Source organism: Candidatus Amarolinea dominans (genome assembly GCA_016719785.1).
GTDB lineage: Bacteria > Chloroflexota > Anaerolineae > SSC4 > Amarolineaceae > Amarolinea > Amarolinea dominans.
Window position 1 is genome coordinate 267,684 of record JADJYJ010000031.1, and the last position, 19,021, is coordinate 286,704.

Annotated in this window: 12 protein-coding genes; 1 reads left to right on the forward strand and 11 read right to left on the reverse strand. The window is 63.0% G+C overall.

Annotated features, from left to right (window positions below; translation table 11 throughout):
• Nucleotides 1–21: 21 nt before the first annotated feature.
• Entirely contained in the window at nt 22–1,701 is a 1,680-nt protein-coding gene (ettA, locus tag IPM84_25105; GenBank protein MBK9095973.1) for an energy-dependent translational throttle protein EttA, read from the reverse strand.
• A gap of 2 nt (nt 1,702–1,703) precedes the next feature.
• On the reverse strand, nt 1,704–2,459 hold the full coding sequence (gene gpmA, locus IPM84_25110) for a 2,3-diphosphoglycerate-dependent phosphoglycerate mutase (protein MBK9095974.1): 756 nt from the start codon (nt 2,457–2,459) through the stop codon (nt 1,704–1,706).
• Nucleotides 2,460–2,621: 162 nt separating this feature from the next.
• On the opposite strand from gpmA, the gene IPM84_25115 reads away from it, so the two are divergent.
• On the forward strand, nt 2,622–2,783 hold the full coding sequence (locus IPM84_25115; GenBank protein ID MBK9095975.1) for a hypothetical protein: 162 nt from the start codon (nt 2,622–2,624) through the stop codon (nt 2,781–2,783).
• A gap of 88 nt (nt 2,784–2,871) precedes the next feature.
• Here IPM84_25115 and IPM84_25120 read toward each other — a convergent pair whose 3' ends face one another.
• The 9 genes from IPM84_25120 to IPM84_25160 all read right to left on the reverse strand — a co-directional run bounded on the left by IPM84_25120 (nt 2,872) and on the right by IPM84_25160 (nt 18,994).
• Nucleotides 2,872–3,090: a hypothetical protein gene (locus IPM84_25120; protein MBK9095976.1), complete on the reverse strand. Its 219-nt coding sequence runs from the start codon at nt 3,088–3,090 to the stop codon at nt 2,872–2,874.
• 177 nt (nt 3,091–3,267) lie between these two features.
• A complete protein-coding gene (locus IPM84_25125; GenBank protein ID MBK9095977.1) occupies nt 3,268–3,765 on the reverse strand; it encodes a hypothetical protein in 498 nt (165 codons plus the stop codon).
• Between the two features lie 111 nt (nt 3,766–3,876).
• Nucleotides 3,877–4,227, reverse strand: coding sequence for a DUF2442 domain-containing protein (locus tag IPM84_25130; protein ID MBK9095978.1), 351 nt, complete (start codon nt 4,225–4,227; stop codon nt 3,877–3,879).
• A gap of 932 nt (nt 4,228–5,159) precedes the next feature.
• On the reverse strand, nt 5,160–5,429 hold the full coding sequence (locus tag IPM84_25135) for a hypothetical protein (protein ID MBK9095979.1): 270 nt from the start codon (nt 5,427–5,429) through the stop codon (nt 5,160–5,162).
• Between the two features lie 250 nt (nt 5,430–5,679).
• Nucleotides 5,680–6,057, reverse strand: a complete 378-nt coding sequence (locus IPM84_25140) for a hypothetical protein (GenBank protein MBK9095980.1) — start codon at nt 6,055–6,057, stop codon at nt 5,680–5,682.
• Nucleotides 6,058–6,628: 571 nt separating this feature from the next.
• Nucleotides 6,629–7,096 (reverse strand): hypothetical protein, encoded by a 468-nt coding sequence (locus IPM84_25145; GenBank protein MBK9095981.1) that lies wholly within the window; start codon nt 7,094–7,096, stop codon nt 6,629–6,631.
• A 255-nt stretch (nt 7,097–7,351) separates the two neighbouring features.
• Nucleotides 7,352–7,957 carry a hypothetical protein gene (locus tag IPM84_25150; protein MBK9095982.1) on the reverse strand — a complete coding sequence of 202 codons (606 nt, stop codon included), beginning with the start codon at nt 7,955–7,957 and terminating at the stop codon, nt 7,352–7,354.
• A gap of 156 nt (nt 7,958–8,113) precedes the next feature.
• On the reverse strand, nt 8,114–8,704 hold the full coding sequence (locus IPM84_25155) for a hypothetical protein (protein MBK9095983.1): 591 nt from the start codon (nt 8,702–8,704) through the stop codon (nt 8,114–8,116).
• A gap of 345 nt (nt 8,705–9,049) precedes the next feature.
• On the reverse strand, nt 9,050–18,994 hold the full coding sequence (locus tag IPM84_25160; protein MBK9095984.1) for a lamin tail domain-containing protein: 9,945 nt from the start codon (nt 18,992–18,994) through the stop codon (nt 9,050–9,052).
• Nucleotides 18,995–19,021: the final 27 nt, after the last annotated feature.

Below are 19,021 nucleotides of genomic sequence, written 5' to 3' on the forward strand. Positions count from 1 at the left end.
TGTTTTGTGGTTCAGAGCGGCTCAGGCCCGCCGCAGTTTGCGATAAGTCACGCGGTGGGGGCGCTCGGCCGCCGCGCCCAGGCGCTTGCGCCGATCCGTTTCATAGTCGCTGTAATTGCCGGGGTACCAGAAGACCTGGCTGTCATTCTCGAAGGCCAGGATGTGGGTTGCCACGCGGTCGAGAAACCAACGATCGTGCGAGATGACCAGCACCGAGCCGGCGAAACCTTCGATCGCATCTTCCAGGGCGCGCAGGGTGTTCACGTCCAGGTCATTGCTTGGCTCGTCCAACAGAATGACATTGGCGCCTGACTTGAGCAGCTTGGCCAGGTGTACGCGGTTGCGCTCGCCGCCGGAGAGCGCACCGACCTTCTTTTGCTGGTCGCTGCCGCTGAAACCGAAACGGGCGCAGTAGGCGCGTGAGTTCATGGCGCGGTCGCCAAGCTGGATACTGTCCTGACCGCCGCTCAGCTCTTCCCACACACTTTTGTCGGGGTCCAGATCCTCGCGCGTTTGATCCACGTAGGCCAGCTTGACCGACGCGCCCACGGTCAGCGTGCCTGCATCCAGCGTCTCCTGCCCGATGATGGCGCGAAAGAGGGTGGTCTTGCCGGCGCCGTTGGGGCCGATGATGCCGACAATCGCGCCTGCCGGCACATCGAAGCTCAGATTTTCGAACAGCAGGCGCTCGCCATAGCCTTTGGCGCCATTTTCCGCGCGGATGACCACGTCACCCAGGCGCGGGCCGGGCGGGATGTAGATCTCGCGCTCTTCACGGGCGCGTTCCGGGTCTTGCGTCAACAGATCATTATAGCGATTGACACGGGCCTTCGCCTTCGCCTGCCGGGCCTTGGGCGACATGTGCAGCCACTCCAGTTCACGCTGCAAGGTCTTCTGGCGCTGCGATGCGCTCTTCTCCTCCTGCGCCAGGCGCTGCTGCTTCTGCTCCAGCCAGGAGGAGTAGTTGCCCTTCCAGGGGATGCCATAGCCGCGATCCAGTTCCAGAATCCAACCGGCCACGTTATCCAGGAAATAACGATCATGAGTAACGGCAATCACCGTGCCGGGGTACTGCTGCAGGTGCTTTTCCAGCCAGGCCACCGATTCCGTGTCCAGGTGATTGGTTGGCTCATCGAGCAGGAGGATGTCTGGCGCCCGCAGGAGCAGGCGGCAAAGCCCCACCCGGCGCCGTTCGCCGCCGGAAAGGATGTTGACGGGCGTCTCAGCGGGCGGGCAGCGCAAGGCGTCCATCGCCAACTCCAGGCGGCTGTCCAGGTCCCAGGCGTTCGTGGCATCCAGCTTGTCCTGCACCTCGGCCTGGCGCGCCAGCAGCGAGTCCATCTCATCCGCGGTCATGTCGTCTTCGAAGCGCGCGTTGATTTCATCGTACTCACGCAGGGCATCCACAACCGGCTGCACACCTTCTTCTACGATCTGGCGCACTGTTCTGTTGTTGTCGAGCTGCGGCTCCTGCTCCAGGAAGCCGACGCTAAAACCCGGCGAAAGCACCGTCTGTCCAACATATTCCGTCTCCACGCCGGCCATGATGCGCAGGAGGGTGCTCTTGCCGGAGCCATTGAGGCCGATGACGCCGATTTTGGCGCCATAGAAATAGCCCAGGCTGATGTCGCGCAGGACTTGCTTGTTCGGCGGGTGGACTTTTCCAACGCCCACCATCGAATAGATAACTTTATTGGTCATACTTATTTTGACCCACCGCTGCCCTGTTTGGCGACGGCTTCAGCCGCCTTTTTCGCGGCCTCGGCGTCGCCCAGGTAGTAGTGGGTGATTGGCTTGAGATTGTCATCCAACTCGTAGACGAGTGGGAAGCCGGTGGGGATGTTCAGCTCGGTGATGACATCCTCCGGTACGTCGTCCAGGTACTTGACCAGCGCACGCAGGCTGTTGCCGTGCGCGGCGATGAGCACACGCTGACCGCCCTCGATGGCCGGGGCGATGGTTTCGTGCCAGTAGGGCAGCACGCGATCGAGCGTCAGCTTGAGCGATTCCGTGGCCGGAATGTCGCTCGCGGGTAAGCCAGCGTAGCGCGGATCAAAGCCAGGATAGCGCGGGTCGGTCAATTCCAGCGCTGGCGGCGGCACATCATAGCTGCGACGCCAGACCTTGACCTGCGCCTCGCCGAATTGAGCTGCCATTTCGGCCTTGTTGAGTCCTTGCAGCGTGCCGTAGTGACGTTCGTTCAACCGCCAGGTGCGATGAACCGGGATCCACATCAGGTCCATCTCATCGAGGGTGATCCAAAGGGTGCGAATGGCACGCTTGAGGACCGAGGTGTACGCCACATCGAACACATAGTCCTCGCTGTGCAGCACCTTGCCCGCGTTGTGCGCCTCCTGCAAACCCTGCTCGGACAAATCCACATCGGTCCAGCCCGTAAAACGATTCTCCAGGTTCCAGGTGCTTTGTCCGTGCCGTAACAAAACGATTTTAGTCGTCACGATCTTCAACTCCTTGCTGATTCGCTTGCGATGGCGTCGTGTCGGGCAGGTCGCGACAACCCGCCTGTGCCGGCGCCAGTTTACGTTGTCATTATCGCATAGCTCCCCATATTTTTCAAGTAAACGGACTCAATTCCAATCCAATCCAATCCAATCCTTTTGGTGACCCATCTCCTGTCTGATCTACCGCTGCCGCATCGCTTCATCAACGCGGACGAGATCGCCTACAATGAGGCGCTTGCCAGTCAGAGCCGCCAAACCCTGGCTGATCTGCTCGGCGACGCCTCATTGTTGGTGATTTTCGAATCATTTGTGGACGAATAAGGCTTGATAATTTCCTCGAAAGATGAGCGCTGCAGGCTTGCCCTGACGGGTAAGAACGATGCGCTCACGCGTTCGACTGTCTCAGCCTTCATTGGCGAGGTCGGTTCTTTTCACGATCGCAAAGCAAATACGCCGTCAGGCGCACGACGCCCTCTTTTTCCTTGGGCGCACTTTCGGCAATCAACAGGGTCAACGCCACCAGCGCTTCGTCGGAGAGACGGTGCGTTCCGTCCGTCAGATGGAGTGCCCCATTCTTCTCGAGAAACCGGAGGAACAGCGCCGTACCGATGCGCTTGTTCCCGTCCACGAACGAATGATTCTTGACATTGAGGAGATGGTCGCGCAGAACCTGCGTGGCCCAGGTGCGGAACTGCGGGCCGCTCTTGGAGTTGACCCGTCCCGATAGAGCACGACCTCCCCGCCGGGTCCGCCATAAGTGGCGACCGGCTCTCTGAGCGCTCGCCCGCGCGATGTGGGCATCTTCTTAGCCATTGGCCTCCTCCCCTGCGAGCGCCCCTGCGCCTTCGCCGTCGAGCGGCTCCTCACCCTCGGCGGTCATGCGTTTCACCACGGCATCAACTTGATGAGCGGCAAGCCAGTCTTGAGCGATCGCGAGCACGGCCCGCTCATGAAAGCGGAACCAGTCGTCTCGAGCTGATGGGTACTTCGACAGGGTATCTTTGAACCGGCGAAAAGGCCTGTGTTCTTCGAGCGCCAACGTGAGCTCGGCTTGAACTGTGCCCCGGGGCAGTGTGTCAACGAAGTCTTGCATGATTTGATAGCTGGTCGAAGAGCGCAATGGCTCGACGAGGACATAGCGATCCGGCTCGATCTCAAGCCGCTCCCGATCTTCTTCATCCGAATAGTCTTCGTGGATGAAGAAGACACTGCCGGATTCGCGGTCGAGAAAGTGGCGCACATAAGCGTCATGATTCTCGAATGCCATGACCAAGTCTTCGGCGTCGATGGTAATCGGTGTCATGTTGGTGAACCTGCGAGAAGCAGCGGCGAACGCCACGCGTCAGCCGCCGCCGACTTCATCGGAACCGCCCGCCGCGGTGACTGTCGGCGGCCGGTGTGCGCCCACACTGACCTACCCACGCCGCGAGACTGGCTTGCCCTGACCGGCACAACTCCCCCTGTCCGAATCGTACACCAATTCTGACCGTTCGACTGTCTCGGCCTTCATTGGCGCGGTCGGATTCAGCACCTTATCAACAACTTCCCATTGCGCTTCGATGGTGTCCACTGACAAATCCGCACCGCAGTCCCACTCAACAAAGTACTTGCCGTTTGTGATCTTCATGAATTCCCTGTGATTCACCAACTCTTCGAACGCCTCGTATTCGAGATAAGGGCTGACATCGAAATAGCCCATTCGTCCGTCTTCCGCAACAATGCGCAGCACCCACTGAGTTTGTGGAAAAACTTCTGCAATTCTCATTGGTCAAGTCCTCTGATTATGGTCGGCATTTGTCCATCCTCTTTCCTACACTGGCAAATTTGCCCAACGACCCGCGCCAGCCGCCGCCGACTTCATCGAAACCGCCCGCCGCGGTGACTGTCGGCGGCCGGTGTGCGCCCACACCTGACCTACCCACGCCGCGAGACTGGCTTGCCCTGACCGGCACAACTCCCCAAGTCTGAATTGTACACGAATTCCGGCCGTTCGACTGTCTCAGCCTTCATTGGCACAGTTGAGCTGGCCATCAATCCACCAACTAACCGGCCGCGATAGAGGTAAAGTCTCGAGCACTAGATCGAGATTAGCGGCAACTGACTGAAATGTTTCCGCCAACCAGACAAAATGAAAGACAATCCGTCGGGACGAATTTACATTCGAATAGCTTACTGCAGCTTTCCGTCGTGTCATTGGCTCAAGTTGGGCTTTATCCATTGCTTGATATTGATGCACAATCCTCGATCGAAGTTCCGTGTAGAACAGGTTCGCATAACTGTATTTGCGAAGCGTCTTTAAGTCGATCTGCGGGAAGAAATGCTGGATGCCGATTTCGTGTCGGTCAACATCTGCATTTACGAGTATTCGGGCTTCATCATAATCGAGAAGCCTGGGTTCCAGAGTCAGTCTGGTTGCCTGGTTCAGTTCGACCCCTTGACACAGAATAGGAGCACTGACCGTCGAGGGATGCGGTGAGTTACTGGCATATTTGACAAGTACTTCCGTAATGCGTTTCCAATCAATTCTGTCACCAGGCTAGACTTCCGACGCGATGGCGCTGATTGCACCAGACAGAATCAAGATTGCATCGTCTATCGCCCCTCCGCACTTGCCTTCACGTAGATCTGAAGCGACAGCAATTCGTTGGGACATGAAGGAACTGAGAATACCGGCCACACATCCTCCCGTTACCGTAACTACCTGCGTATCGCTCGATATATCAGTCGCCAACCAGCACGCGCCAGCCATGCAACGGCAAAGTAGAAAGCGAGGTTGAAGGCAATTTGAATCAGCAATGGAAACAGCGACCAGTGTACTTTGGGTCCATAACCGAAGGCCGCAACCAACGTAACAAACAAAGAGATGCGCAAGGGCCAGTTCGGCTGTGTACGCTTGGCTGACTTTGGGGTTTCACTTTCGTTCATGGGCTTCACACCTTCGACTTGTTCGGTTTTGCCGTCCTTCATGACAGTACGCCGACTTCTTTAAGGACCGAGTTTGCCAGTGCGACTTGATCGCCTATCGGCACTCCCTGGGTGATATGTAACTGACCGCAGCACTTCCCGGTCTTCAAGAGTTGCCCCACAAAATCTTCATCACCGATGTGTTTCTTTGCGAGATATCCATATAAAGCAATCACCGAATGAAACGCAAAATAGTTAAGGTCCCGCCCAAAGACTCCAAAACCCCTTGTGCGAAGTTGAAATGGCGGCATGGTCACAATGAACGATTTTTTCCTTCGCCTCGGAAATCTACAAGCCTGGGCAGGATAGGCATGATCTGCTTCCTCAGGATTCTATAATCCACACCGATTCTTACTCCCGAAAAACCCATCAGGAGACGGAGAGCTAGGGGATCGGGAAACTCAAAGCTGCCCTCGGCAAGCTGGGTAGTTGTCTTAACGCCAAATTTGGTCAACAAAGCGGCCAACACCATTGCCACATCGTGCTGTCCGAGGTTAGCGAATTGTCTCAGCGTAAAACACGAGAACACGAATAGTTCACCGGTGTCGTTGGCAGGAAATGGGTATCGACCTGTAAAGTCCATCTGAACGGAGACTTCTTCTTTCGAGTAGAAATCTATCCTGATCTCCATTGCGCCTCCATACGCGGGCCGCTGCTGCTGTTCCCGCGCAACGTTGTATTGTTTTTTGTATGTTAGCCGTGAGGATTAGCTGTACGTCATCGCGCCGTTTGGCTCACAGTGTCACATCGGATGCCTAACGTCCACGGTTCAGCGGCGGGCCGGTTGCCTCTGACCTTTCATAACGGACCGCGCGGTCGGTCCGCTGCAATCTACCTGCCCGCGTGCAGGCTTCAATCCTCATAAAACAGGCGACACAGGCAGTATAATGCCACCGAGTCAATCGCGCAACCCGAACTCAGAGCGACCGATCATTCCAAACATGCACCGCAGAGGTCGCACGGATACCGTGCGCGTGTGGCGCGCCCACGACCGAGCGCCTCTGTCAACTCTGACGACCAAAACGGCTCTTGGCTTCTTTGGCCTCAGCGTGGCTCTCTCACCCGATGACAATCTGATCGCAGGCGGTACATCAGAGGGTATGGTTTGGCTTTGGGATCGCGCAAGCGGACAATTAGATTTGGCGCTTCACTGACTAGCGCTCGACTGTCTCGGCCTTCATTGGCGCAGTCGAGCGGGCCGCTCATTTGCGTCTTCTCTTTCGCTGACTGGCAGGTGTTGACACCTTGTCCCGATACGGACAATACGAAGGATGTCGCAACTTGGCAGCAGCTTGCAAGGCAATTGCCACGCGCACGCCCGGTCTGAGCAACCCCTTCTTGGAAAACTCCAGCCGATATTCAACCGCTTCCCTCCCTGCTTGCGTGGTCACTATGTCGCACGACATAGATTCCAGTCGCCGCCCTTGCATATCACGGCGCGTTCTATCTATATCGCCATAAACCAAAGGCGTTCCGCAGCAGAAGCACAGCATCGGCAGTTCATGCCCGTTTTCGAAGAGATAGTATACGGTTCCGCCGCGCTGGACTATGTCGGCAATCGGTTGTTGTCCCAAACAACGATCGAGATATTCGGCGGCACATTCCCACCCTCCGTTGACGTAGATGAGGGGAAACCCATCGCGTGGACACGTTGCAAGAGTATCTGTCATCTATGACTTTCTCACTTCGGACCTGACTTACGGCGTTTGCAAAGACCTTTGGCGCGATGGCGGCGCCAAGCGGCTAACGCCACGCGCCAGCCGCCGCCGACTTCGGTAAGCTCAGTCGAGCCGCCGGCGCGCGCCGTGTTCGGCAGGCCCGCGCCTGGCTCCACATCCTCGCGAACGCGTGGCTCCCTTTCGCCGCGAATCACTGGCGCTCTTTTCTCGCGAACAAGTGGCAACTTTACCACGAGAAAGGACACATTACAGAATCCCCTTCGCCAGATAGTGCTTTCTAAGGCTCAGACACAGCGGATACATGCTCAAACCTAGGGGAGCCATTACCAAACCACAAATGACTCCGAGCGTCGAATTGTCTCGGCCACAAAAAGTACACAGATGCACGCGCATCGTTGTCCCATTGTAGCGTGTGAGATTGAACCCTCTGGCAGGCATTCTTTCGTAGAAACGATCTTCGATTCGAGATAAGACGCCGGTTAGCTCGGTGTCGGTCAGTTCAGCGCATGATAACCTCTTGGATCGTGAAAAGAGCGCCACGCCCAATACGGAGTTGGTTTCATCCGTAAACAGGATTTCGGTTCGGTAACTGCGACGACTCACGTAGCTGTGAACGATATTCTCGCAATCCCATTGTATGTGCTGAAGAGTAACCCAGGCGCTCTCGCCCCAATTGACTAGCGCAGCCGCTTGCGTCACAGAGACGTTAATAGGCGCATCGGGCATCTTCTGTACTTCATTCCAGCTCACAAATCCCAAGTAGGCAAATGCCACTGCGGCGACGAGACCAAACAGACCGCCGAGTTTCGGATATTGGGCAAATAACCGTAGTAACCCAGGAATTGCGACCATGATGCATAGATTCTTTCGTAGAAGCGGTTGTCTTCGCGGCGCCAACCGCTGTCGTCTTTTGCAAACCACCCGCCGATCTCGGCAAGCGTTCGACTGAATTGTACACTAAATTCAGCCGCTGAAGTGTCTCACGCTTCATTGGCACAGTGGGCAATCTCAATGGCTCCAAATCACGTAGAACCAATTTGCATCAACGCGCTTGATGTGAGACCATTGCTCCGGGCCGAGTGCTCGGAGCTCTCGAAATTGTTGAACAGATGGAGCTTGCCCATCCTCCACATACATATGGCCTGAGAATTCACCGAACATGCGATTTGACGTAAAGAAAATGACAAACAAGCCCCTGCTGTTATCTTCGATGGCGATTTGGCTAGTACAGGGCAGCAAATATCGATGGTCAGAATCTATCTCAGCTAATGACTTATCTCCAGGCTTTATATTTCCTTCACGCACAAGGTCAACAACTTCCATATAGCCTGCGCGCTTCCATACAAACTCTAGTGATTGACGCCAATCCAAGATATTTGGAAGCAGCGCATAGGCTCCGATGACCGCTACACACAGCACGACAAAGAATAGCCCTTTGCGGCCAGCGCGCACACCTAAACCAATACCAATTATTACAGCCAGCAAGCCAAAAAGGCCACCAACCATGTATATCGGATAAACGAGAAGATTTTCGCAGGCCAGCCCCAGGTCTAGACTAAGAGCCGCAAGAACGAGAATGCTAGGAATCAGCAGCAGCACGTAGCGTTTCTTCATTACGATTACACTACTCGGTCATCATGGCATCGAGGTTGCCCCACCTCATGTGAAATTTGACGGCGAGTCATGCGTCATCACGCCAGTTGACTCACAGTGATAGTCCTCGTAATCCACATCCCCCTTGTGTGCAAAGCTCTTGATCATGGGTTGATTGTAACCTAACACTTCTCAGGGCGCAACTCGTTGGGTTTCTGTGTCTCTGTCAATCCCTGTCAACAATCGGCCTCTGTTCCATGCCCCCCACCACTGCCAGCCTCCATGATGCGCGCGGCGGGCCTTGCCCTGACGGGTGAGAACGATGCGCCGAGCGCGGCTGGCGTTGCCCTGCTACTCGATCTCGCGAGCAGTGATTCTCAGCCCGCGCGCGGTCAGCCTGACCGCGGCGGCTGACCGGGTCGTCACAATCTGCTGGAAGTCGCGCGCGGAGCGCGGCAGCAGGCGGTAGCCGTCGGTGAAGGGCGCCTTGCTGCCGTACTGGCTGACGATGCCGGTGACGACCCAGCGCTGCCCGCGGCGCGCGGCCGGCCGCTTGAAGGGCGCGGTGGAGGAGACAAAGACGCGCACCTTCCCGCTGCCGTCGTCCAGCACCATCGCGCCGCTGCTCAACTCCACCACCTGCCCGCTGATGCGCACCAACGCGCCCTCCCAGGCCTCGCCCAACGCGCCGCTGCGCAGCGGCGTCGCGGCCAACGCCGCGCCCGCGCCCAGCCGCGCCACATCGGCCGGATTGCCCGACCGCAGCTTCAACTCCCCGCGTTCCGTGCCCAGGCGGCCGCTCACCTGCACATGGTCGCCCAGGCCCAGGGGCGGATACGCGCCGCTGCTCGCAATCTCCACGCGGATGCCGTACCGGCCCGCCTGCACATAGAACGCGGACTTGTCCGGGCTGCCCAACCGCGCCGTGACCTGCCCGCTGATGACCACGCGGCTGTTCAACGGCAATGCACGCGCCGCGCCGATGTCCTCCATGAGTCGAATGGGCGCGGGCGTGGGGGTAGGCGGCCGCCGCGTCGCCTTCGGGGTTGGGGTTGGCGTGGCCGTGCCCGGCAGGTTGGGCAGCCCAATGGTGACCGCCATGTCGTTGACCCACGCGCCGCCGCCGTTCAGCGTGCGCGCCCAGGTGCGATCGGCGCCGGGGCTGGTCGCAAAATGGAGCTGATCCACCACCCGGCCCTGCGCATCGAGCAGGCGAATCCAATCGCCGGTATCGTTCAGGCTGATGTTGGTCTCGCTGCGGAAGAAGAGGGTGTACTGGCCGGGCGCCAACCATTCACTCGTGCCCTTGCGCCAGGTGCTAGCCTGTGCGCCGGTCGGCTCGATGTCGGTCAACTGCCAGCCCAACAGGTTGACCGGCCGCAGGCCGATGTTGACGACTTCGATCCATTCATCGTCCGTATCTCCCACTCCGTCATGGTTCCAATCCGAGCGCGGCGAAACCATCATCTCGTTGAGGCGCAGGCCGGGCGCGGGCAGCGGGCCTTCCACGAACAGCGGGCTGGCCGCGGCCACATCGCCATCGGGCTGAATGGCCCTGGCCCACAGCGCGCTGCCCGGCGCGACCGTCAGCGTCAGCGCCCACGCGGCGTTCCCGCTCACCACGGTTTGCGTGAGAACCTGGCCGCCGTTGAGCAGTTCCAGGGTGGCGGCCTCGTCATCCGCGTAGTGGACGATCAGGCTGGCCGGCGCCTGGCTGGAGAGCAGCCCGCCCGACCACTGCGCGCCCGCCTGCATGATCAATCCCAGGTCACGATCCGTGGTCAGCCAGGTGCGGCCGCTGCGCAAGGCATCCAGGACCTGCGTTGGTCCGAGTTCCGGCACCAGCACGCCGAGGCGCCAACTCTCAGCGGACGTCCAGGTCAGCGGCGCCAGGCCGGTGCGCCGGCCGCTGGTCCAGGCCTGTGCAAAGGGCAACGTGATCGCCTGCGCCTCGCCCACATCATCCGGGCTGGTTTCAAGCAGGGACACCAGGTCCGCTGCCAGGCTGCTGTGCGCCTCCCAGCCCGCGGCCGCGGCGCTGACCAACGTCGCAGGATGGCCGGCTGCCCATGACCAGAGATCGCCCGCGCCCGGCAGTTGATCCACGCCGGTCAGGTCGAGATCGTCAGCGGCCAGACCGATGAGGGGCAGCAGTCCCTGCACGCCGGCCGCAGCCTCATGGGTCTGCTGCCAGCGTGCGGCCGTCAAATTCGCCAGGGGATCGTTCAGGGCCAGGAAATGCAGCCCGGCCGCCTGCCCGCGAGCCAGGACATAGGCCGGCCCCCCTTCGCCGTCGCCAAAGCCAGACTGCGCCAGCAGCCCGCCCCAAACGCCCTGCCAGCCGCCAGGCAAAATCCAGGGCGTGGGCGCGGCGCCCGGCGTCGGCCAGGGTTCCACCCACCCCGGGCTGGGCAGCGCCACGCGCAGATCGGCGTCCAGATCATCGCTGTCCGCGCCGCCCACCCGCTGCAAGGAATAGGGCTGTTCGGCCTGCGCATGACCGGCCAACCCCAGGCCGGCCGCGTCGCCATCGGCAAAGGCGAGGGCGTCGAGCACGCGATCGTCCGGGCCGAGCAGGAGCACTTCATCGCCGCTGTTGGAGAGGGTCCAACTGCCATGCCCCCAATCAGTGTCACGCGCCAGGTTGGGCACCTCCGGGCTGTCCGGGTAATCGGCGCCGCTGACGCGCACCTCGTAATCAGGCCAGGCGGCAAAACGCGCCCGGTACGCGGCCGCGTTCTTGGCGATGACGATACTCTGGCCGGGCGTCAGCAGAACCCCGGCGGGCAGGCGGTACATGCCTTCACCGCCGCCGGCCGTCTCCTCATCGCCCACGCGGTAGAAACCGAGATCGAGCGGCCCCTGGTCGGCGTTGAACAGCTCGATGAATTCGTCGCCCTCGGTGTCAGGCGTGGTGCCATCGTACAGCACCTCGCCCAGGCGCAGCAGACCAGGTGTGCCCTGCGGCGTCGGCGTCGCGGTCAGGGTTGGTGTGCGCGTAGGGGTCGCCGTGCGCGTGACGGTGGCCGTGGGCGGGGTGCAATCCTCATCCGCGCAGTTGCTGTGACCGGGCGACGGCGCCGTGTCTTCGCTCCAGGCGTCGCTGCCGTCGGGCAGCGCGCTCCAGGCGCGGTCATCGCCGGCGCTGGCGTAATGCACGGCCTGCAGCTCGCGGCCGTCCGGCGCCAGCAGACGCACATCGTCGCCGCCAGTATTGTTGAGCGCCACCCCGCTCTGGCTGCGGAAGAAGACCAGGAAGCCATGCGCAGGCAGCAGCGTGCCGGCCGCGAAGCTGTAAGGCGTGGAGCCGCCGCCCGCAAGGTCGTCGAACTGAAAGCCGCCCAGGTTGAGCGCCGTGCTGCCGTTGTTGAACAGTTCGACGTATTCGTCATCCTCATCCAGCACCCCGTCGCCGTTCCAATCCACGCTCTCCGGCGCGGGCAGGAACTCGTTCAGGCGCACGGCCGCCCAGGCCGGGTCAGGCGTCGGCGTGACGCTGACCGTGGCGGTAGGCGTCGGGGTTGGCGTCCCACATCCCGTCTCCGCGCAATTGCTACGGCCGGGCGAGGGCGCCGCGTCCCCGCTCCAGGCATCGCTGCCGTCGGGCAGCGCGCTCCAGGCGCGGTCATCGTGCGCGCTGGCGTAATGCACGGCCTGCAGCTCGCGGCCGTCCGGCGCCAGCAGACGCACATCGTCGCCGCCAGTATTGTTGAGCGCAACCCCGCTCTGGCTGCGGAAGAGGACCAGGAAGCCATGCGCAGGCAGCAGCGTGCCAGCCGCGAAGCTATAGGGCGTGGAGCCGCCGTTGGCAAGGTCGTCGAACTGGAAGCCGTCCAGGTCGAGCGCCGTGCTGCCGCTGTTGAACAGCTCGACGTATTCGTCATCCTCATCCAGCACCCCGTCGCCGTTCCAATCCACGCTCTCCGGCGCGGGCAGGAACTCGTTCAGGCGCACGGCCGCCCAGGCCGGGTCAGGCGTCGGCGTGACGCTGACCGTGGCGGTAGGCGTCGGGGTTGGCGTCCCACATCCCGGCTCCGCGCAGTTACTGCGATCGGGCGAGGGCGGCGGGTCCCCGCTCCAGGCATCGCTGCCGTCGGGCAGCGCGCTCCAGGCGCGGTCATCGCCGGCGCTGGCGTAATGCACGGCCTGCAGCTCGCGGCCGTCCGGCGCCAGCAGTCGCGCATCGTCGCCGCCAGTATTGTTGAGCGCAACCCCGCTCTGGCTGCGGAAGAGGACCAGGAAGCCATGCGCAGGCAGCAGCGTGCCGGCCGCGAAGCTATAGGGCGTGGAGCCGCCGTTGGCAAGGTCGTCGAACTGGAAGCCGTCCAGGTCGAGCGCCGTGCTGCCGTTGTTGAACAGTTCGACGTATTCGTCATCCTCATCCAACACCCCGTCGCCGTTCCAGTCTACGGCTTCTGGCGCGGGCAGGAACTCGTTCAGGCGCACGGCCGCCCAAGCCGGGTCAGGCGTCGGCGTGGCGGTGGGTGTCACGGCCTCGGTCGGCGTGGCGGTGGGGGTGGGTAACGTCACCGAGTTGGGCTGGCGCGGCGTACCCTGAATGGCGTTGCCGTCCGCATCCAGGCCGTTGCGCACCAAGCCGTTATTGGTCGCCCAGTTGGCGTCGCTGTCGGGTAAGGCCGCGTCCAGGCGCTCCAGGGTCACGTAATCGGGGTAACCCGATCCAGCCGGCCATGCGCCGCCGTCGCCGTTGGCCGTATCTACGACATGACCGCGGGCGTCGCGCAAGGTCAGGGCTTCGCCGTTGTTGCTCAGCGTGCCTTCGTAGATGAGATCGGCCGGCGTGTCGTTGACCGTGGTATCGTCGCTGCGCTCCAGGAGATAGAACGCGCCCGGCGCCAGCGCGCCGCTGAGGGTGACGGTGACATCGCCGCCATCGCTCAGGGTCCAGCCGACCAGATCAACGGCCGCGGGGCCAGGGTTGAACAGTTCCATCCATTCATCGCTGGCGCTGGCCAGGGTGCCGCCCCAGGCGATTTCGTTGATGACCACGGTCAAGGGAGTGGCCGGCGTGGGTGTGGATGTCGGCGTCCCTTCCGGCGTATTCGTGGGCGTGGGCGTGACGAACACCGGGCCGCGGCCGGGTGACGGCGACGCTTCATCGAACCAGTCCGCGGCGCGATCGGTGTCCACGGCCGGATCGCGGCGGGCCAGGCTGTGACCGGGCGCCACATCGGGCACGGACGGATCAAAAACGGCGGTGTTGTCGCCCCAGGAGAGGGCATCCATCAGGCGGCCCGCGCCGTCGCTCAGGCGCAGGAGGTCGCCGGTGTTGCCCAGGCCATTGCCGAGCTGCCCATCGGCGATGGCGATGATGGGTGCGGTGACAGCCGGGTAGTGCGCCAGGAAATCGGTCGGGCTGGCGGCCAGGATCAGAAAGGCGCCGGGCGTGAGCACCAGGGTTGGCAGCAGGTCAGTGCCCAGGTTGTCAGTCAGCGACCAGCCGCTGAGGCGCAGCAGGGAATCGCTGTTGTTGCGCAGTTCCACCCACTCCCAGGCGCTGTCAGTGCCAGGCTCGATGCTGTCGTACTCCACTTCGGTGATGAGTACGGCCGCGGCGGGCAGAGGGGTCGGCGTGGCCGAAGGCTCGTCGTCCCAGAAGGCGAAGCCGGTGAACTGGCCGCCGCTCGTGGGGCCGATGGCGATCCAGTTGGGGTCCATCACGACGCCGCCGCTGCCGGCCAGCGCGGCCACGGAGGTCAGGCCGGCGGGGTCAATCTCGACCAGGTGGTAGTAGGGGAATTCGGCCAGGGCCTGGGGGAGTTCCAGGAGAAAACTGCCATCCGGCCGCGTCAGGCCGTTGAGCAGCCAGCGATCCCAGGCGTTGACGTGCGCGCCGGCCCACAACTGCACAGTGACGCCGCCCAGCGGCTGCGTGGTGTCGCCAGGCTGGCCGCGGTAGACCGCGCCGCTGACCGTGACCGGGCCGAGCGTGGGCTGATTGCTGGCGCCGGGCGACGGCGGCACGGAATCTACCCAGGTGTCGCTGCCATCGGGCAACGCGCTCCAGGCCTGATCGTCGCCCGCCGTCGTGAAATGGAAAATTTGCGTCTGCTGGCCATCCGGCGCCAGTAGACGAACGTCGTCGCCGCCGGTGTTGTTGAGCGCCACGCCGGTCTCACTGCGGAAGAAGACGCGGAAGCCATGTGCGGGCAGCAGGGTGCCGGCCGCAAAGGTGTAAGGTGTCGAGCCGCCGTTGGCGATGTCGTCGAACTGCCAGCCGCCCACATCCACGGGAATGTCGCCTGTGTTGAGCAGCTCCACATATTCATCATCTTCATCCAGGATGCCATCGCCGTTCCAGTCCACGTTTTCTGGCGCGGCCAGGAATTCGTTGAGGCGCACGGCTTGCCAGGACGGGTTGGGGGTGGGCGTTGGGGTGAGCGTCGGCGTCGGACCAACCGTTGGCGTCAGTGTGGCGGTCGCGGTGGGCGTGGAGGTGGCCGGTTGATTGGAAGCGCCCGGCGACGGCGGGTAGGCGTCGGTCCAAACCGTGCCGCCATCAACGACTTTGCTGTACGACCAGTCCACATCGGGGTTGGCGAACCAGTAGTCTTCCACCTGGATGCCGCCCGGGGCCAGCAGGCGCACCTGCTCGCTGCCGGTGTTATTGAGCGCGACGCCGGTTTCGCTGCGGAAGAAGATGGCAAACTCGCCAGGCCCCAGGAGGCGTCCGGCCGGGATGGTGTAAGGGGCGGTGCCGCCGTTCGCCAGGTCGTCGAGCTGCCAGCCCTCCAGGTTGACCGGGGACGCGCCCGCGTTGTACAGTTCGATCCATTCATCGTTCTGGTCGGCCGTGCCGTCGCCGTTCCAGTCAATGGCGAATGGCGCGGGTAGCACCTCGTTCAGCGAGATGGGCGGCAGCGGCGCGGGTGACGCGGTCGGCGTCGAGGTGTCGGCGCCGGGCAAGGGTGTCGGTGTGGCGGTCGCGGTGGGCGTCGTCGCGCCGCCGTCCCAGCCGGGCGCGGGCGGAAAGCGGTTGGCCCAGTCGGCCGCGGTGTCGGTGTCGTAACCCGCGCTGATACGCTCGGACGAGTGGCCCGCAGGCACGACCGGCACGGAAGGATCGAGCACGGTGGTGTCAGTGCCCCAGGAAAGACCGTCCACCGTCAGCCCGGCCGGGTCCGAGAGCAGCAGGCGGTCGCCACTGTTGCCCAGGCCATTGCCGATGGCGTTGTTGAGAAACACCACCGGCGCGGGCACCGTCGGGTAGTTGACGTGAAACAGCGGGCTGGAGGCCACGATGACGAAGCCGTGTCCGGCGATGGTCAGATCGGGGATGATGTCCTGGCTGCTGTTGTCACCGATGCGCCAGCCGCTGAGAACCAGCACGTCGCCGCTCGTGTTGTACAGCTCGAACCACTCGTAATCGCTGTCGCTGCCCGCCTGAACCGTGTCGTACTCCACCTCGTTGATGACGATGGCATGGGGCGGCGCGGATGGCGTGGGCGTTGGGGTGTCCGTCGCCGTCGCCGTTGCAGTCATCGTGGCGGTCACCGTCGGCGTCGGGGTATGGGTCGCACCCGGATCAGTCGTGGGCGTGGGCGTGGGAACCCCGGTCGCGGTGGGCGTGGATGTCACCGTCGGCGTGGCGGTGGGCGTCGTCGCGCCGCCGTCCCAGCCGGGCGCGGGCGGGAAGCGGTTGGCCCAATCGGCGGCGGTGTCGGTGTCGTAACCCGCGCTGAGGCGCTCGGCCGAATGACCCGCAGGCACCACCGGCACGGAAGGATCGAGCACGGTGGTGTCGGCGCCCCAGGAAAGCCCGTCCACCGTCAGCCCGGCCGGGTCCGAGAGCAGCAGACGGTCGCCGCTGTTGCCCAACCCGTTGCCGATGGCGCCGTTCAGAAACACCACCGGCGCGGGCACGACCGGGTAGTTGACGTGAAACTGCGGGCTGGAGGCCACGATGACGAAGCCGTGTCCGGCGATGGTCAAATCGGGGATGATGTCCTGGCTGCTGTTGTCGCCGATGCGCCAGCCGCTGAGAACCAGCGCATCGCCGCTCGTGTTGTACAGCTCGAACCACTCGTAGTCGCTGTCGCTGCCCGCCTGCACCGTGTCGTACTCCACCTCGTTGATGACGATGGCATGGGGCGGCGCGGATGGCGTGGGCGTTGGGGTGTCCGTCGCCGTTGCCGTTGCCGTCATCGTGGCGGTCACCGTCGGCGTCGGGGTATTGGTCGCACCCGGATCAGTCGTGGGCGTGGGCGTGGGAACCCCGGTCGCGGTGGGCGTGGATGTCACCGTCGGCGTGGCGGTGGGCGTCGTCGCGCCGCCGTCCCAGCCGGGCGCGGGCGGGAAGCGGTTGACCCAGTCGGCCGCGGTGTCGGTGTCGTAACCCGCGCTGAGGCGCTCGGCCGAATGACCCGCAGGCGCCACCGGCACGGAAGGATCGAGCACGGTGGTGTCGGCGCCCCAGGAAAGACCGTCCACCGTCAGTCCGGCCGGGTCCGAGAGCAGCAGGCGGTCGCCGCTGTTGCCCAACCCGTTGCCGATGGCGTTGTTCAGAAACACCACGGGCGCGGGCACCGTCGGGTAGTTGACGTGAAACAGCGGGCTGGAGGCCACGATGACGAAGCCGTGTCCGGCGATGGTCAGATCGGGGATGATGTCCTGGCTGCTGTTGTCGCCGATGCGCCAGCCGCTGAGAACCAGCGCGTCGCCGCTCGTGTTGTACAACTCGAACCACTCGTAGTCGCTGTCGCTGCCCGCCTGCACCGTGTCGTACTCCACCTCGTTGATGACGATGGCATGGGGCGGCGCGGATGGCGTGGGCGTTGGGGTGTCCGTCGCCGTCGCCGTTGCAGTCATCGTGACGGTCACCGTCGGCGTCGGGGTATGGGTCGCACCCGGATCAGTCGTGGGCGTCGGCGTGGGAACCCCGGTCGCGGTGGGCGTAGATGTCACCGTCGGCGTGACCGTCGGCGTCGTCGCGCCGCCGTCCCAGCCGGGCGCGGGCGGGAAGCGGTTGGCCCAATCGGCCGCGGTGTCGGTGTCGTAACCCGCGCTGAGGCGCTCGGCCGAGTGACCCGCAGGCGCCACCGGCACGGAAGGATCGAGCACGGTGGTGTCGGTACCCCAGGAAAGCCCGTCCACCGTCAGCCCGGCCGGGTCCGAGAGCAGCAGGCGGTCGCCGCTGTTGCCCAACCCGTTACCGATGGCGTTGTTCAGAAACACCACCGGCGCGGGCACGACCGGGTAGTTGACGTGAAACTGCGGGCTGGAGGCCACGATGACAAAGCCATGCCCGGCGATGGTCAGATCGGGGATGATGTCCTGGCTGCTGTTGTCGCCGATGCGCCAGCCGCTGAGAACCAGCGCGTCGCCGCTCGTGTTGTACAGCTCGAACCATTCGTAATCGCTGTCGCTGCCCGCCTGCACCGTGTCGTACTCCACCTCGTTGATGACGATGGCATGGGGCGGCGCGGGCGTGGCGGTCGGCGTGGGGGTGTCCGTCGCAATCGCCGTCACCGTCGGCGTCGGCGTGTTGGTCGCGCCCGGATCAGTCGTGGGCGTGGGAACCCCGGTCGCGGTGGGCGTGGATGTCACCGTCGGCGTGCTGGCGTCGGTGGGCGTGGTGGTGGGCGTGACCGTGCTGGCGCCGGTCGGTGTGACCGTGGCACTGGCAGTCGGCGTGACCGTGGGTGCAGGCGAAGTTGGCGTGGCCGTGGGCGCCGGTTGGTAGACGGAATTGGGCTGGCGGGGGGTGCCGTTCAACGGGTTGCCGTTGGCGTCGTGACCGTTGCGAGTGACGCCGTTGTTGGCGGCCCAGTTGCCATCGCTGTCCGGCGCGGTGGGGTCCATGCGTTCCATCGAGAAATAACCGGGCGAGCCAGAGCCGGCCGGCCAGGCGCCACCATTGCCGTTGGCGGAGTCAATCAGGCTGCCGCTGTTGTCGCGCAAGAAGAGCGAGGCGCCGCTGTTGAGCAGATCGCCGGTGTAGATTTGGTCGGCCGGGATGTCGCTGACCGCGGTGTCGTCGGTGCGTTCCAGCAGAAAGAAGCCATGAGGCGCCAGGACGCCGGCGAGAGTAATGGCAATGCGACCATCGCCGGTGGAGAGGGTCCAGCCGTCGAGGCTTTGCGGCGCGTCGCCGGGGTTGAAAAGCTCCATCCACTCATCGGCGCTGCTGGCGGCCGTGCCGCCCCAGGCCACCTCGTTGATAACCACGGTTTGTTGACTGGGCGCGGTCGCTGACTGGAACGAAGCCGCCGGTAGACTGTGGGTGGCAACCATCAAAAGAACCATGAGCAGGGATACCCGGGGCGCAGGCAGCATATGAAATCCCTCCTGCCGGTTGACCAG